This is a genomic window from Pseudomonas entomophila (assembly GCF_029478665.1).
GTDB classification, from domain to species: Bacteria; Pseudomonadota; Gammaproteobacteria; order Pseudomonadales; family Pseudomonadaceae; genus Aquipseudomonas; species Aquipseudomonas entomophila_F.
Genome location: NZ_JARPQB010000024.1, coordinates 22980 through 38977, shown reverse-complemented (window position 1 = coordinate 38977; position 15998 = coordinate 22980). Strand labels below are relative to the sequence as shown.

The window sequence follows — 15998 nt, the reverse complement described above, 5'->3', positions numbered from 1 at the left end:
ATGCAGCTCCAGCGGCTGAAGTGTCTCGAAACGAAGCGTCGGTATAGCGCGAAAGCCTGTTGAACAGTCGGATCATCCACTGTGATGAAACCCGTGTGCAGTTGTTGAAAGAGCCTGGTCGTGAGCCCAGCAGCCAATCCTGGATGTGGGTACAAACCGGCGGCCCACCTGATCGCCCGGTGATCCTTTTCGACTACGCCACCAGCCGGGCGCAGAAGGCGCCGACGCATCTGCTGGAGGGCTATCGCGGTTATGTCATGATCGACGACTACGCCGGTTACAACGCACTGGCCGCACAGAACGGCGTGGAGCGGTTGGGCTGCTGGGCGCATGCGCGGCGCAAGTTCGTCGAAGCGCAGAAAGTACAGCCCAAGGGCAAAACAGGACGCGCTGACATCGCGTTGAACCTGATCAATAAGCTCTATGGCGTCGAGCGCGACTTGAAGGACTGACGACGAAGATCGTAAGGCTGCCCGCATGGAGCGCAGCCTGCCATTGCTGACTCAGCTGAAAAACTGGGTAGAGAAAGCGCAACCTCAGGTCACGACGCAGAATGCCTTGGGCAAGGCCATCGGCTACTTGGCCAGCAACTGGAGCAAATTGGAACGCTACGTCGAGCACGGCTGCTTGCCGATCAACAACAACGCCGCCAAGCGTGCGATCCGCCCGTTTGTCATCGGGAGAAAGAACTGGTTGTTCAGTGACATGCCCAAAGGTGACTGCCGGCGCACAACTTTACAGTTTGGTAGAAACGGTCAAAGCCAACGGCCAAGAACCCTATGCGTGGCTGCACCACGCACTGGAACGCCTGCCGTGTACGAAGCGCTACTGCCGTGGAATAATTGCACACCTCAAATACACAGCTAAGTGCGCTGCCCATCGTTGGTTAGGTGGGGTTTATGGAGCGCTTACGATCAGTTGCGCGAAAAGCGCCCCAGGATCGCAACGCTCATGGATGCCTGCGTGGATGAAGTGCCGGGCAAGCTCAGCCCTTCCAAAATGCATCCCCCGCATGAGGCGTAAAGGATGCACCATGTATCTCTGGGGCTGAACACCAAGCCAAAATCATGACAGACTGAAAATGGCCAGGGTTGCTGAATTAAATTTTTATACTGTTTGGGGGGATGGCGTCGCTAGGCAGAACGGTACCATGGTAAAGGTCGGAAACGACACCAACTTCGCCGGAGTTACTTAGGGATACGGTGAATGAGAAGTACGCTAAAGCCTCGTTGTGATTTTTGGCAGACTCGTGCAGGCCAGATTGATTTTCATGACCTAGGCAGATGTCGAATCTGATTTCATTGCCATTGGCGGTGGTATCTAGTTTTGTTTTGATTTCTTGGAGGTTGAGTGATTGCGTGCTGATGCCTGGGTTGTGTTTATAAAAAATGCTGGCAAGCATGTCTTTGGTTAAATCAAGTTTTCGCTGCAGGCTATCTGTGCTGATGGCATTATTTTTTGCGGCCGCATCTGATTTGTAAGTTTCTAGTTCCGTCAGATGGTAAGCGGCGTCTCTTTGGGTGGTCGTGAGGTTTTTGCTAAGAGTAGCTTCGGTGTTTCTGGCTGATTCGTAGCGTTTATCACATGTTTCTTTGTTTTCGGTAGCGAGAGTTAAATGAGCGATTTTGTCGCTGTGTTTTTTGTCGATCAAGGATTTGACGTATGTTTTGTCCAGACCTGACGAAGAAATGGTTAGTTTTGCTTTTGCCAGATTGTTTTCGATATCACTGATTTCTGTCTGGATTTCGGTGTTTTTTGTCTTCATGCTTTCAAGGTTTGCAGCTTCCTTGTGTGACTCTTCATTTGCGGCAGTTAGTGCCTTGTCATAGTCTTCAAGGAGTTGGGTAAGCACTTCATTTTTTGTGCTGGCAAGTGCGGAAATGAATTGCTTGTTGGATGCGTTCGCGTCGACTCCGTAGAGTGAGGATAAAAACTTCCCGTTAGGCGTTGCGGTGAGAAGATAGTCAAAGTTAGATGGGTCGGCGCAATTGCTTTTCTCTAGATTGGTATATTTTATTTTGGCTAAAAGATCATCTCTGGCCCTGTTTTTTTCTTGTATGGATTGTTCGAGATTAAGAATTGCATGTTGAATTGAAGATGATTCTTTCTGCAGGGTGGATAGTGAACCCTGGTAGTTGCTTTCGTCGAGGATGGCTTGTGCCAGCCGACACTCGGTGTTAGCGCTATTTTTGGCGAAATAGGCTTCCAGGGTTTCGGTTTGGGCGCTGATGAAAGCGTTTGCGGCAGAGAGCTCCTCTTTCGTAAATTGTTGCTTGGAATCATTGAAGCTGGTGAGGGCTTTGTTTGCTTCATGGGCAATGGTGAGATTTTCGCATATACATTTAAGCTCCTCTTTCAGGCGGGGGCTTTCAATGGCTTGCGCTAATGGTTTTCCGATGTCCGGTGAGAGAGGTTCTTTTTGGTTGCCAAGTGTGCTGTATGTTGCCGGGGTGGTAAAAGCATCTGTGTCAGAAATTCTGATTGTGATAGTCCTTGAGCTTGGATTGTGAATGACTTTAAAAACACTCGGATCGCTGGATAGGGATTGCAGTTTGTTATTTGCATTCAGTGCACTTGAATGATCTGTCGCGTGAGTGATCTGGTAGAGTAGGCGATAGGCTTTTTCTGTGTCGGTCCCGCAAAACAAATCAGCGATTTTTCGCCAGATGCTAATGTGCGCCGCTTCTTTTTCGCTTGTGCATTCTTTAATTCTGTCAAATGCGGTTTCGCTGATGTTGTGGTTTATATGAAACCCGCCTGTGGCCTGTAGAGTCATTACGTTAGACATGTCGATTTCCTGTTGTCGGTGGGGTATTGTTAGCTTTTGAAAGATAGATAAAAGTTTCTATTGTTGTGCTTGAGTGGCTACATTTTTCAGAATAGGCTGGAGGGAAGGGTCCCTCGGGGAAGTAGCAGATGCCTCGGTATGTTTGCGATAGGTCCATGCCGGCTTCATCATTGCTGCGAAACACAGGTCAGCGCCTTATTGTGTCGCAACGTGCGTGGTCCGGAGGGTCAGATCGTAGCCAGCCTTTCGATCACATCGGTAAATCAGTCTGCAGCATCTTCGCCAATAGAGTGGGCTCAGGTTTGTCGGTGTTAACTATCAGGCGATGAGTGATACGAATCTATAATTGGCCGTTGTTTTTTTTTAGATCGCGGGCAAGTAGCTCGCACTGAACCCTGCCATGCTCGCTTTTATCAACGTCTTGAGCAAAAAAACCAGCTTCTTCTCAGCCGGCCCATCTCCTGTATCTGCGCCACCACGCTTCCTGTTTCCCAGGGTTTGCGCGCCGGGATCAGATCGCTGTTGGGCTGATCGGTCTTCCCAAGCAGTCTCCACCCCGCCGACGACTTCCTTATCTGGCCAGGTCGCATCCGAGCCCAGCCTCCACACGACGCCATCAAGTCATCTCAGCAAAATTTCGCCAAACGTGAGCCATGGCATTCGAGCCTGTCAGCAGCCCAGCCCGCGACAAGTTGTCTGCTTGACTTAAGCAGATGTAACAAGCCGTGTATCTTGACTTAAAGGTCAGATTTTGTGAAATTGCGCGCCCTCCGTGTCTCACAGCACCAGAACAAAGCATGGGCGGCGCCCGACCGCCCAGAGGATCAACCATGTCCAACCGTGATATTTCCCGGCGCTCGTTCCTGCAAGGCGGGCTGATCGCCGGTGTCGGCGTGACCCTGGCCCCGCTGGGCAGCCAGGCCTTCGCCGCCCTGATGGAAAACAAGGTCACCACCTCGCCGCAAAAGTGGATGAACCACGACGGCAAGGCACGCTTCCGTAACGACGCGCTGTCCAAGGTCTGCGGCAACAAAGTCTTCGCCCGCGACATCCGCGCCAAGGACATGCCCGGCTGGCCACAGCAGCAAGGCCACGCCCTGCTGCTCAAGGCCACCAAGGCCGACCGCATCTACGCAGGCCATGACCTGTCGCTGCTCGGCGCCGACCTGCAGCCCGACCGCATCGTCACCGCCGACGACCTGAAGAAAGACGGCATCGCCTGGCCCGAAGCCCATTCGCCAGACCCGCTGCTGCCGCCCGGCCAGGTGCCGATGTTCATCGGCCACCCGGTGGCGATCCTGATCTGGAACGACTTCGAACGCTTCCGCAAGGCCAAGCTCAAGCTGCAGTTCAACGACAAGGCGATCCGCTACGGCGCACAAGCGCCGCTGTACCAGCGCGACCCCTACGGCAGCTTCCGTTTCGTGCGCGTGGGCGGCAAGACGCCGTTCGACGAGGACGAATACTCGAGCCTGAAGAACACCATGCTGTTCCCCACCATCCTCGCCCGCAAACCGGTATGGACCGCCGAACCCAAGCAGCACGGCACCCTCACCGAGCAGGGCATGTTCTACGCCCAGCGCATCGACGAGCAGCTCAAGCAGCCGCCCGAAGACTGGCTGCTGTTCGACGAACGCTACAAAACCCCGTCGATCGAGCCTGCGGCGCTTGAGCCGGACAACGGCAACGGCTGGTACGACCCGGCCACCGGTACCCTGCATTTCGTCGTGGCCACCCAGTGCCCGTTCGAAGTGGCGCAGGAATGCGTGCACATGATCAAGCCGTCGCGCTTCGCCCTGAAGCACCTGAACATGCACCCGGGCTACACCGTCGGCTACGGCTCCAAGGACAACAACATCTTCGTGTTCTACGCCGCCGTCGCCGCCCTATACGGCGCGGGCGTGCCGATCCGCCTGGCCAACGACCGCTACGAGCAGTTCCAGAGCGGCATCAAGCGCCACCCGTTCGACATCCGCTACCAGCTGGCCGTCGACAAGCGCGACATGAGCTTCAAGATCTTCCGCGCCGACATGACCGTCGACGGCGGCGGGCGCATCAACTACAGCCCGTCGGTGGCCGCCGTGGGCGCCACCGCGGCGCAGTCGATCTACTACATGCCGCAGAATGACCTGTCGGTGACCGCCTTCCATTCCCGCGGCGTCGAGGCCGGCTCCATGCGCGGCTACGGCACCCTGCAGAGCATGGCCGCCACCGAGATGATGGTCGACGAGATCGCCGACCGCCTGGGCGTGGACGCCATCGAGCTGCGGCGCAAGAACGCGCTCAAGTCGGGCATGAAGAACACCCAGGGCGCGGTGCCTGCCGGTGCCCTGCGCTTGCACGAAATCCTCGACAAGGCCGCCGAGCATGAGTGGTGGAAGAACCGCCAGGCGCGCAAGCAGGCCGAGGACGCCAAGGACCACGACAACTGGTACGGCGTAGGCTTCGCCATTACCCAGAAAGACTTCGGCACCGGCTCCGAGGCGCCAATGGCAGCCGTCGAGTTCACTGCTGACGGTCGTATCACCCTGCGCCATATCGGCACCGAACTGGGCACCGGCATGTCGACGTCCCAGGCCCTGGTGGTCAGCGACTTCCTGGGTTGTGTCGCCGACGAAGTGAAGACCGCCCAGACCGAGTGGCCCGAGCTGCAACTGAGCACCAGCGGCAACCCGTACCTGATCAGCCAGGCCGAGCAGGACGCCGCGCTGCGCAACCCGCGCTGGGTCGGCAAGCTGGCCTCGCCGTCGTCGGCGACCAACTCGGCGTTCTACTTCAGCCACGCCACCCGCGAAGCGGCCCGCGTGCTGTTCAACCACGGCCTGTGGCCGGCGGCCATGGCGCTGTGGAGCCAAGGCCCATATGGCGGCCAGGCCAACCCGCTGGTGGTGCGCCGCGAGAACGCGGTGTGGGTCAACGGCGCGCTGACTGGCAACGGACTGGCGCCGATTCCGTTCGCGGAGCTTGCGAAAAAGGCCCACGAGATGGGCCTGGTCACCGGTGTCAGCGTGCACGGCTTCAACCGCTGGAGCTGGGCCGAGGCCGACTTCGTCATCGATGGCGTGCGCGAGCGCCTGCCGCTCGACGCCCTGGCGGTGAAGTACGGCGACGGCGCGGTGAACGCCAAGAAGGCGCAGATGAACAGCAACGGCTTCCACCTGCTGGACCGGCAGAACGCCGAGTACCCGGCCACCCAGCTGAACAACGCCATGGTCACCTACTACAGCCCGGTGGCGACCCTCGTCGAGGTCAAGGTGAACAAGGGCAGCGGCGAAGTGACGGTGCTCAACCACCACAGCTGGGTCGAGTGCGGCCGGGTGCTGGTGCCGGAACTGGTCAAGGGCCAGCTCGAAGGCGGTATCGCCATGGGCATCGGCCACGCGCTGCTGGAAGAAATGCCGCTGTACGAGGGCGGCCCGGGCGAGGGCGACTGGAACTTCAACCGCTACCGCCTGCCGATGGCCCGGCATGTGGCGGTGTGGAAACAGACCTCGGAGATCCTGCCGCCGCTGTCGCCCACCGACCCGTCCAAAGGCATCGCCGAAGTGGTGATGATCCCGGTGGTCGGCGCCATCGGCAACGCCGTGGCCCACGCCATCGGCAAGCGCGTGCGCGACCTGCCCATCACCCCCGCCCGAGTCAAGGAGGCCCTCAATGGCTGACCGCAAGCTGCAACTGACCCTCAACGGTCAACCTGTCGTCACCGAAGTGGTCCCCGATGACCTGGCGATGATCGACTACCTGCACGAATACCAGAACCTCACCGGCTCGCGCCTGGGCTGCGGCCAGGGCATCTGCCACGCCTGCGTGGTGATCGTCGACAACCCCGACGGCACCAGCGAGGAAGTGCGCACCTGCATCACCGGCGCGCATTACTTCGAGGGCAAGAAGGTCCGCACCATCGAAGGCCACGCCAAGCTCGACGAAGCCGGCAATCCCGGCGAGCTGAACCCGATCCAGCAGAAGTTCGTCGACCGTTTCGCCTTCCAGTGCAGCTACTGCGCGCCGGGCTTCGTCAACGCCGCCACGGTGCTGGTGGAAAAGGCCCAGCGCAAGCCGCTGAAGAAGAGCGAGCTGGAGGACGCCATCGAGGCCAGCCTCGGCCACCACGTGTGCCGTTGCACCGGCTACGTGCGTTACTACGAGGCCACCCGCGAAGTGCTGGGCGACCTCGGCCTGGTCAAGGAGGGTTGAGCATGAAGCAAGTTCTGAGTGGCCTGGCGATGGCCATCGGCGCGGTATTGACCTTCAGCGCCCACGCCGATGACCCGGCACAGGTGAAGCGCGGCGAATACCTCGCCCGCGCCGCCGACTGCATGGCCTGCCACACCGCCGAAGGCGGCGCGCCCTATGCCGGCGGCCTGCCGATCCATTCGCCGTTCGGCACCATCTACGGCACCAACATCACCCCGGACAAGCAGTACGGCATCGGCAACTACAGCGACGACGAGTTCTTCGCCGCGCTCACCGCAGGCAAGCGCAAGGACGGCGCCAACCTGTACCCGGCCATGCCCTACACCTCGTACCACCTGATCCCCCGCGAGGACGCCGACGCCATCCACGCCTACCTGAAGACCGTGGCGCCGATCAACCGCCCGGCACCGGAAACCAGCCTGAGCTTCCCGTTCAACGTGCGCCTGGGGCTGATGGGCTGGAACATGCTGTACGGCAAGAGCGTGCAGCTGGAGGAGGGCAAGGGCAACAGCGAGGCGTGGCAGCGCGGCCAGTACATGGTCGAGGTGCTCGGCCACTGCGGCGAGTGCCACACCCCGCGCAACCCCATCGGTGCGCTGCAGCAGGACAAGCGCCTGACCGGCGGCCTGCTGCAGGGTTACCTGGCCCCGAGCCTGCTGGCCCAGGACCTGGCTGATCGCGGCTGGAACCACGCCGACCTGGCCACCTTCCTCAAGCACGGCATGAGTGCCCAGGGCAGCATGTTCAACGAGATGTACCCGGTGGTGCACCACAGCACCCAGCATCTGGAGGACAGCGACCTGTCGGCCATGGCCACCTACCTGCTGGGCGACCAGCCGCCGGCGGCCAAGGTGGTGCAGGCCGTCGCCCACGAAACCCTGGGTGAGAGCGCCAAGCGTGGCCGCCAGCAGTACCTCAACGTCTGCGCCGGCTGCCATGGTGGCGAAGGCGAGGGCAAGCCGCATATCGCCGTGGCCATGCAGGGCAACACCATCCTGCGCCAGGCCGACTCGCGCAACCTGGTCAAGGCGATCGTCGATGGCATCCGCGAGCAGCAGTTTACCGGCTTCGAGCGCATGCAGCCGATGCCGGGCTTCGCCGACAAGCTCGACGACCAGCAGCTGACCGACATGGTCAACTACCTGCGTGAAGCCTGGGGTGGCCTGCCGGGCGACCTGACCACTCAGCAGCTGGCCCAGCTGAAGGCGGACTGACCCGTGCAGCATCTCGACCTGCAGGTGGTGCGACAGGCGGCGCAGTGGTCGCGTGATGGCTTGCGCGTCTGGTTGTGCACGGTGCTTTGTACCTACGGCTCGGCGCCACGCGCGCCGGGCTCGCTGTTGGCGGTCAACGATCACGGGCACTGGGTCGGTTCGCTGTCCGGTGGCTGCGTCGAGGAGGACTTCCTCGAACGCGTCGCCGCTGGCGAGTTCACCGAGGCGGTGGTCGTGGTGCGCTATGGCGACGGCAGCGACAGTCGCTCGAACATCCGTCTGCCCTGCGGCGGCATCCTCGATGTGCTGGTGGAGAACCTGCCCGGCGATTGCGTCACCCAGGCCCACCTCGGCGAGCTGGAGGCCGCGCTGCTCGGGCGCCGTCGCCTGCTGCGCGAGGTCGACCTGCGCACGGGCGAGCGGCATGTCTGTGACGACCACAGCCAGGGGCCGCGAGTGGCGCTGGGCGAGGGCCATGTACGCCTGCGTGTCGGTGCCGCCCAACGGTTGCTGCTGGCGGGCTATTCCAGCGTCGCGCACTTCTGCGCCGAGTTCGGCAAGGGCCTGGGGTTCGAGGTGGTGCTGTGCGACCCGCGGGACGAGGTGATGGACAACGTGGTGCTCGACGGGATAGAAATTCGTCGGGAGCTGCCATCGGTGTTCATCGCCAACGGTGGTTGCCATCGCGACACCGCAGTGGTGGCGCTCACCCACGACCCGAAGATCGATGACCTGGCCATGCTCGAAGCCGTACAGACCGAAGCTTTCTATATAGGCGTGATGGGCTCGCGCGCGACCTCCGAGAAGCGCCGTGAACGCCTGCGCCGCATTGGTGGGCTGAACGAGGCGGAGATGGCGCGCATCCATGCACCCATCGGCCTCAACCTGGGCAGCAAGACCCCGGCCGAGATCGCCCTGGCGGTGTTGGCTGATATCCTCCGTACCCGCAGCGGCATTGCCCGCGAGGCGTTGTGAGGGTCGTCGCGCTGGTGCTGGCGGCGGGGCAGGGTTCGCGCTTTGGTGGTGACAAGCGTCGTGCGCTGCTGGCGGATGGACGTAGCTTGTTGCAGCAGAGTGTCGAACGCGCCTTGGCGGTGTTCGACGAGGTGCGTGTGGTGCTGCGTGCTGGCGAACGGGGCGAGGATCTGGGGCTGCCGACGGGCTGTCGCATCGTGGCCAGCCCCGAGGCGGGACTCGGCATGGGCCATAGCCTGGCGGCTGGCGCGGCGTCGCTCGACGATTGCGCCGCTGAAGCCGTTGCCATCGTGCTGGGCGATATGCCCTGGATTCAGGCGCAGACCTTCCGCCGCCTGATCGAGGCGGCCAGCCCAACGGCCATGGTGGTGCCGCGTCATCAGGGGCAGAACGGGCACCCAGTGCTGTTCGGGCGCACCTACTGGTCTGAGCTGGCCCAGTTGGCTGGTGATCAGGGCGCGCGTTCGGTGCTGCAACGGCATCGGCAGCAATTGCGGGTGGTCGAGGTGGACGACGCTGGGGTATTGCGTGACGTCGATACGCCTGCTGCGCTCGGCTAGACTGCTCTGGGCTAACTGCACGGGCTTCTGTAGGAGCGGCTTCAGCCGCGATGCAGGCGACGCGATGCCTGGCACCCGCTTCGCGGGTGATCGCGGCTGAAGCCGCTCCTACAGGGATTGCGCGAACCGCCATTGAGGGAAAACCCTCATTGCCGCTTATCCGGTGGCCTCCTAGCATGGATTAGGTCAACCACCAGGCACAGGAGCACAACCATGGCCAACGCCAACGACGACAAACGCCCCACCCCCGACCCGGCCGAGGACAATGCCTTCTTCCCCTCGCCGTATTCCCTCAGCCAGTTCACCTCCAGCAAGTCCGACCTTAGCGGTGCCGACTATCCCGATGCTTACAAAGGCGGCCGCTGGAAAATCCTGCTGATCGGCGCCGACGAGCGCTACCTGCTCACCGACAACGGCACGCTGTTCTCCACCGGCAACCACCCGGTGGAAACCCTGCTGCCCATGTACCACCTGGACAAGGCCGGCTTCACCTTCGACGTAGCGACCCTGTCGGGCAACCCGGTCAAGTTCGAGTACTGGGCCATGCCCGGCGAGGACACCGAGGTGCTGGGCCTGTTCGACCGCTACCGCAAGGCGTTCAAGCAGCCGCGCAAGCTGGCGGATGTGCTTGCAAGCGCCCTGGGTCAGGGCTCCGATTACCTGGGGGTGTTCATCCCCGGTGGCCATGGCGCCCTGATCGGCCTGCCGGACAGCGAGGAGGTCGGGCAGGTGCTGCAATGGGCGGCGGACAACGACAAGTTCGTCATCACCCTGTGCCATGGCCCGGCAGCGCTGCTGGCCGGCGGCAGGCTCCATGACGGCTACCAGATCTGTGCCTTCCCCGATGAGCTGGACGCCAAGACCCCGGACATCGGCTATATGCCCGGCCACCTGACCTGGAAATTCGGCGAGCGCTTGCAGGCGCAGGGCGTCGAGATCATCAACCAGGGTATTTCCGGCGCCGTTCACCAGGACCGCAAGCTGCTCACCGGCGACAGCCCGCTGGCCGGCAACGCGTTGGGCAAGCTGGCGGCGACGGCGTTGCTCAAGGCCGTCAACGGCGGGTGAGCGGCATGCCTTTCGACAAGGTGGTGCAGGCGGTACAGCAAATCGAACAGGCCACCACCCTGGCGGTCATCCAGTCGGCCGTGCGCGGCGTCGCACGGCCGCTGGGTTACGACCGCTTCGTGTTGTTCAGCGCAAGTGCCGCGCGGGACGAGGTGGTCGAGCGTATCCACTGGGTGGAGGGCGACTGGTTCGGCGACGGGCAACGGGTCGATGCGCAGACCTACGTGCGTCACTGTCCAGTGACGCGGCACCTGTTGGCTGCGCGTGCGCCATTCTTCTGGAGCAAGCGCGAAGGCGAGGAGGGCGAGCGCTACCGCGTGGTACGCACACCAACAGGGCCGGGGATCCATGGCCTGCAGGTGCCGGTGTTCGGCCCGGCGGGCCTGGAAGGGGCCATGAGCCTCGGTGGCCTGCGTATCGACGCCTCACTGGCTGCGCGGTTGTGCCTGACGCTGCTGGCCAACGCGGCGTTCCGCAATGCCCGGCGCCTGCTGGAGGCACCGGTCGGCCAGGAAGATGGCAGGTTGACCGAGCGCGAGCGACAGGTACTGGCCTGGACCGCCGCGGGCCAACGCCAGGCCGATATCGCCGCGACGCTGGGATTGTCGGTGCGCACCGTCGAGAACCACCTGCGTGCTGCCCGACGCCGGCTGGGGGTGGCTACCACCGCCCAGGCGATCAGGATCGCCCTGGGCAGCGGTGTGCTGGGCTGAACGCTTCAGCCCTGGTGGGCCACGTTCAGCACCACCTTGCCGATATGCCGGCCAGACTCCATCAGCGCATGGGCCTGGCGCGCGGCGGCCAGCGGGAAGGTCGCATGGATCAGCGGCTTCACCGCGCCACTGTGCACATGGGGCCATGCCCTGGCTTGAAGGTCGATGAGGATTGCCGCCTTGTCATCGATACTGCGCGCACGCAGGGTCGAGCCGATATGGGTCAGGCGCTTGACCAGCAGGGGGAACAGGTCGACCTCGGTGGCCGGGCCCTTGACCACGCCGATCTGCACGATGCGCCCGTCCATGGCCGCCGCCTTGAAGTTCCGGGCGACGTAGTCGCCGGCGATGATGTCGACGATCACATCCACGCCTTGGCCGTCGGTATGCCGCATCACCTGCTCGACAAAGTCTTCGCGGGTGTAGTCGATGGCCACGTCGGCGCCCAGTTCGAGGCTTGCGGCCTGCTGCGCGGCATCTTTGACCGTGGTGAAGATCCTTGAAGCGCCGAAGGCCTTGGCCAACTGCGTGGCGGTGGTGCCGATGCCCGAGGCGCCACCGTGGATCAGCACCGCTTCACCGGCCTTGAAGCCTCCGCGCTGGAACAGGTTGACCCAGACGGTCATGAAGGTTTCCGGCAGGGCCGCGCCCTCGACCATGGTGAGGTTGGCCGGCAGCGGCGCGGTGGTGCGCTCGTCGGTCACCGCGTACTCTGCGTAGCCGCCGCCCGGCACGAGGGCGATGACCGCGTCACCGATGACAAAGCGACTGACCTGTTCACCAATGGCAACGACCCTGCCGGCGATCTCCAGGCCTGGAATATCCGAGGCGCCGGGCGGTGGCGCGTACAAGCCCTTGCGTTGCAGCAGGTCCGGGCCGTTGACACCGGCGGCGTGGACCTGGACCAGCACTTCCCGTGGGCCGGGGCGTGGTGTTTGGCGGGTGGTTGGTTGCAGGACCTCAGGGCCACCGGGCTGGGTGATGTCGATGGCGGTCATGCGGGATGGGATGATGTGACTCATGGGAACCTCTGTCATGCTGAACAAGGGCCTGGGTGGCCCCGCTGGATGACAGGGTAGGGAACAACCACGAGGCGGTCGCGCGGCGATTTTGCGGCGCCGCGCTGCGAAATTTCTTCAGGCAGCCTACAGGGGTCACGCCGGCCTCAAGATCAACACGCACTTGTAGGAGCCGGCTTTGCCCGCGAATACAATTGTGGGTTCACCGACGTATTCGCGGGTAAACCCGCGCCCACAGACAGGAATGAATCATTTGAACTGGGACGACGCCCGCATGCTCCTGGCCCTGAGCCGCGAACAGACCCTGCGCCGCGCCGCACGGGTGCTGCGGGTCGACCAGGCCACCGTCGGCCGGCGGGTGGCGGCACTGGAGGCGGACCTGGGTTCGACCCTGTTCCTGCGCACCCCGGCCGGCTACCAGCTGACCGCCATCGGCGAAGTGGCGGTGGAAATGGCCCTGAAAATGGAACAGGCCGCCCTCGAGCTGACCCGGCGCATCGGCGGCGCCGACAACGAGCTGGCCGGCGAAGTGCGCATCGCCACCACCGATTCGCTGGCCCAGGACTTCGTCATTCCCGCCCTGGCCCAGTTGCACCGCGAACATCCCGACATCCGCGTGGTGCTCAGCGGCAACTCGCAGATCGTCAACCTGTCCCAGCGCGAGACCGACATCGCCATCCGCAACCTGCGCCCGGACAATCCCGACCTGATCCTGCGCAAGCTCGCGAACTGGACGATGGGGCTGTTCGCCTCGGCGGACTATGTGCAGCGCCGGGGCGTGCCGGCCGTCGGCAGTTTCGCGGGCCATGAACTGGTGGTGTATGAGCCGTACTGGCGCGACCAGGCCCGGCCCACCCTGGTGGACGTACCCATCGGCGAGGGCAGGGTGGTACTGGCGGCCAATGCCAGCCTCATGCTGCGTCGGGCGATCGGCCAGGGCCTGGGTATCGGTGAAATCCCCGTGGAGCTTGGCCTGCGTGACGGCCTGCAGCGGATCTGGCCAGACCTCACACGGGCAAAACCCTATGAAGTGTGGATGGTGACCCACCAAGACCTGCGCCACACCGCCCGGGTGCGCGTGGTGATCGACCATCTGGTCCAAACGTTCGCCGCATATACCTGATCTTGCCCGGCGAAAACCCCACGATTGGATCCGTTGCGCCGCGTGAAAACCCCGTGCGTTTCGCCAAAGCTTGAGTACAATCATCGGCTTTTTCAGGGCCGTTCCCCAGCCCGCTCGTGGATGTGCAAATGCTGATCGGTAGCTACTCCTCCTCGCTGGTGTTGATCTCGCTGTGCGTGGCCATTCTCGCCTCCTACACGGCCCTGGACCTCACCGGGCGCATCGCCACGGCCAAGGGGCGGGCGGTGCACCTGTGGATGCTGGGCGGCGCCTTCGCCATGGGCATCGGCATCTGGTCGATGCACTTCATCGGCATGCTGGCGTTCAGCCTGCCGATCAACCTGGGCTACGACACCACGCTGACGGCGCTGTCGCTGCTGATCGCGGTGGCGTCCTCGGGCTTCGCCCTGTGGCTGGTGAGCCAGCCGAAGCTACCCTGGCAGCAACTGGGCTTTGGCGCGCTGATCATGGGCAGCGGCATCGCCTGCATGCACTACACCGGCATGGCGGCGCTGCGCATGCAACCGGGCATCGATTACGACCCGACACTGTTCGGCGCCTCGCTGGCCATCGCGGTAGGCGCTTCGGCGGCAGCCTTGTGGATCGCCTTCCGCCTGCGCCAGCACACGCCCTACGTGCGCCAGTTCCGCGGGTTGGCGGCGGTGGTGATGGGCATCGCCATCGTCGGCATGCACTACACCGGCATGGCCGCGGCGAACTTCCCCACGGGCAGCTACTGTGGCGCGCTGGTCGACGGCCTGGCCGGCGATGGCCTGGACTACCTGGTGCTGATCACCACCCTGGCGGTGCTGGCGGTGGCGCTGCTGACCTCGGTGCTCGATGCCCGCCTGGAAGCGCGCACGGCGGAACTGGCGCGCTCGCTGACCCTGGCCAACCAGGAGCTTACCCAGCTGGCCCTGCACGACACCTTGACCGGCCTGCCCAACCGCACCCTGCTGGCCGACCGCATCGACCAGGCCATCGGCCGGGTGGCGGAGCAGGGCGGCTGCTTCGCCCTGATGTTCATCGACCTGGACGGCTTCAAGCCGGTCAACGACGCCTTCGGCCACCATGTCGGCGACCTGCTGCTCAAGGCGGTGGCGGCGCGCCTGCGCGGGCACCTGCACAGCCAGGACACCCTGGCGCGGATCGGCGGCGACGAGTTCGTGCTGCTGGTGGAACTGGGCGAGCCGGACGACGCCATGGGCGTGGCGGTCAAGCAGGTCAACCTGGTGTCGCGGCCATTCCGCGTGGCCGAGCACGACCTGCAACTGACGGCCAGCGTCGGCATCGTGCTGTACCCGGGCAACGGCGCCGACCAGCACGAACTGCTGCGCAACGCCGACGCCGCCATGTACCACGCCAAGAGCGCCGGCAAGAACGGCTACAGCTTCTTCGACGTCTCGATGAACACCAATGCGCGCCAGCAGCTGCAACTGCTGCAGGACCTGCGCACGGCACTGGAGCAGGGCCAGTTCCGCCTGCACTACCAGCCCAAGTTCGATGCCGCCGCGCGCCAGCCCATCGGCGCCGAGGCGCTGCTGCGCTGGGAGCACCCGCAGCACGGTCTGATGCTGCCGGACCGCTTCATCGGCCTGGCCGAGAAAACCGGGCTGATCATCCCCATCGGCGAATGGGTGCTGGGCGAAGCCTGCCGGCAGATGCGCCAGTGGATGGGCCAGGGCCGCGACGACTGGCGCATTGCGGTCAACCTGTCGGCGATCCAGTTCTGCCACGCCGGGCTGGTGGACAGCGTGGCGCGGGCATTGAACGACAATGGCCTGCCGGCCAACCGCCTGACCCTGGAGATCACCGAAACCACCGCCATGCGCGACGCCGACGCCAGCCTGACGGTGCTGCAGCGCCTGTCCGACATGGGCGTCGACCTGTCCATCGACGACTTCGGCACCGGCTATTCCAGCCTGATGTACCTCAAGCGCCTGCCGGCCAACGAGCTGAAGATCGACCGTGGTTTCGTCCGCGACCTGGAGCAGGACAGCGACGACGCGGCGATCGTCTCGGCCATCGTCGCCCTGGGCCAGGCGCTGGGCTTGCGCATCGTCGCCGAAGGCGTGGAGACCGACCGCCAGCAGGACTTCCTCACCCGCCTGGGGTGCGATTCGTTGCAGGGGTACCTGCTGGGGCAACCGGTGCCGCCCGAGCAGTTCATGCAACGCCTGGAGCAAGCCGGCAAGAAAGCCGGGCACAGCGTTGGCTGAGCTTCACCCGATTCAGGGGGCAGCGACTGGGGAATAGGCCCCAGTGCGCTGCCTTTGTCGTTTCAGGCCATTGAAAATAAACGTCTATTTTCGTGGCATAAGACTTGCTCCCCACCCCTCCAGAG

11 protein-coding genes and 1 pseudogene are annotated in these 15998 nt (G+C 63.2%); 10 read left to right on the top strand and 2 right to left on the bottom strand.

Annotation, left to right across the window (positions count from 1 at the left end):
* Window positions 1–47 precede the first annotated feature (47 nt).
* Window positions 48–867 (top strand): annotated as a pseudogene (gene tnpC / locus P5705_RS26405) (IS66 family transposase); the annotation flags it as partial.
* 232 nt (window positions 868–1099) lie between these two features.
* Here the strand turns inward: tnpC and P5705_RS14015 are convergent.
* Entirely contained in the window at window positions 1100–2788 is a 1689-nt protein-coding gene (locus P5705_RS14015; RefSeq protein ID WP_277461416.1) for a hypothetical protein, read from the bottom strand.
* Window positions 2789–3618: 830 nt separating this feature from the next.
* On the opposite strand from P5705_RS14015, the gene P5705_RS14010 reads away from it, so the two are divergent.
* From P5705_RS14010 to P5705_RS13980, 7 genes are all read left to right on the top strand, one after another.
* The gene (locus tag P5705_RS14010) at window positions 3619–6450 is read left to right on the top strand and encodes a xanthine dehydrogenase family protein molybdopterin-binding subunit (RefSeq protein ID WP_277461415.1); all 2832 of its coding nucleotides are present in this window, start codon (window positions 3619–3621) and stop codon (window positions 6448–6450) included.
* Complete coding sequence (locus P5705_RS14005) at window positions 6443–6982, top strand: (2Fe-2S)-binding protein (protein WP_240062945.1); 540 nt, start codon at window positions 6443–6445, stop codon at window positions 6980–6982. The genes P5705_RS14010 and P5705_RS14005 overlap by 8 nt, the downstream gene beginning before the upstream one ends.
* Before the next feature lie 2 nt (window positions 6983–6984).
* Window positions 6985–8196, top strand: coding sequence for a c-type cytochrome (locus P5705_RS14000; RefSeq protein ID WP_277461414.1), 1212 nt, complete (start codon window positions 6985–6987; stop codon window positions 8194–8196).
* Between the two features lie 3 nt (window positions 8197–8199).
* Window positions 8200–9171, top strand: a complete 972-nt coding sequence (locus P5705_RS13995; RefSeq protein ID WP_277461413.1) for an XdhC family protein — start codon at window positions 8200–8202, stop codon at window positions 9169–9171.
* Complete coding sequence (locus P5705_RS13990; protein ID WP_277461412.1) at window positions 9168–9731, top strand: nucleotidyltransferase family protein; 564 nt, start codon at window positions 9168–9170, stop codon at window positions 9729–9731. Before P5705_RS13995 ends, P5705_RS13990 begins: the two co-directional genes overlap by 4 nt.
* Window positions 9732–9944: 213 nt before the next feature.
* A complete protein-coding gene (hchA, locus tag P5705_RS13985) occupies window positions 9945–10799 on the top strand; it encodes a glyoxalase III HchA (protein WP_277461411.1) in 855 nt (284 codons plus the stop codon).
* Between the two features lie 5 nt (window positions 10800–10804).
* Window positions 10805–11512 (top strand): PA1136 family autoinducer-binding transcriptional regulator, encoded by a 708-nt coding sequence (locus tag P5705_RS13980; RefSeq protein ID WP_277461410.1) that lies wholly within the window; start codon window positions 10805–10807, stop codon window positions 11510–11512.
* A gap of 5 nt (window positions 11513–11517) precedes the next feature.
* Here P5705_RS13980 and P5705_RS13975 read toward each other — a convergent pair whose 3' ends face one another.
* Window positions 11518–12510, bottom strand: a complete 993-nt coding sequence (locus P5705_RS13975) for an NAD(P)H-quinone oxidoreductase (RefSeq protein ID WP_277461458.1) — start codon at window positions 12508–12510, stop codon at window positions 11518–11520.
* Between the two features lie 274 nt (window positions 12511–12784).
* On the opposite strand from P5705_RS13975, the gene P5705_RS13970 reads away from it, so the two are divergent.
* Together P5705_RS13970 and P5705_RS13965 are read left to right on the top strand one after the other, a co-directional pair.
* Window positions 12785–13654 (top strand): LysR family transcriptional regulator, encoded by an 870-nt coding sequence (locus P5705_RS13970; protein ID WP_277461409.1) that lies wholly within the window; start codon window positions 12785–12787, stop codon window positions 13652–13654.
* 128 nt (window positions 13655–13782) lie between these two features.
* On the top strand, window positions 13783–15873 hold the full coding sequence (locus P5705_RS13965) for a putative bifunctional diguanylate cyclase/phosphodiesterase (protein ID WP_277461408.1): 2091 nt from the start codon (window positions 13783–13785) through the stop codon (window positions 15871–15873).
* The last annotated feature ends 125 nt before the right edge of the window (window positions 15874–15998 follow it).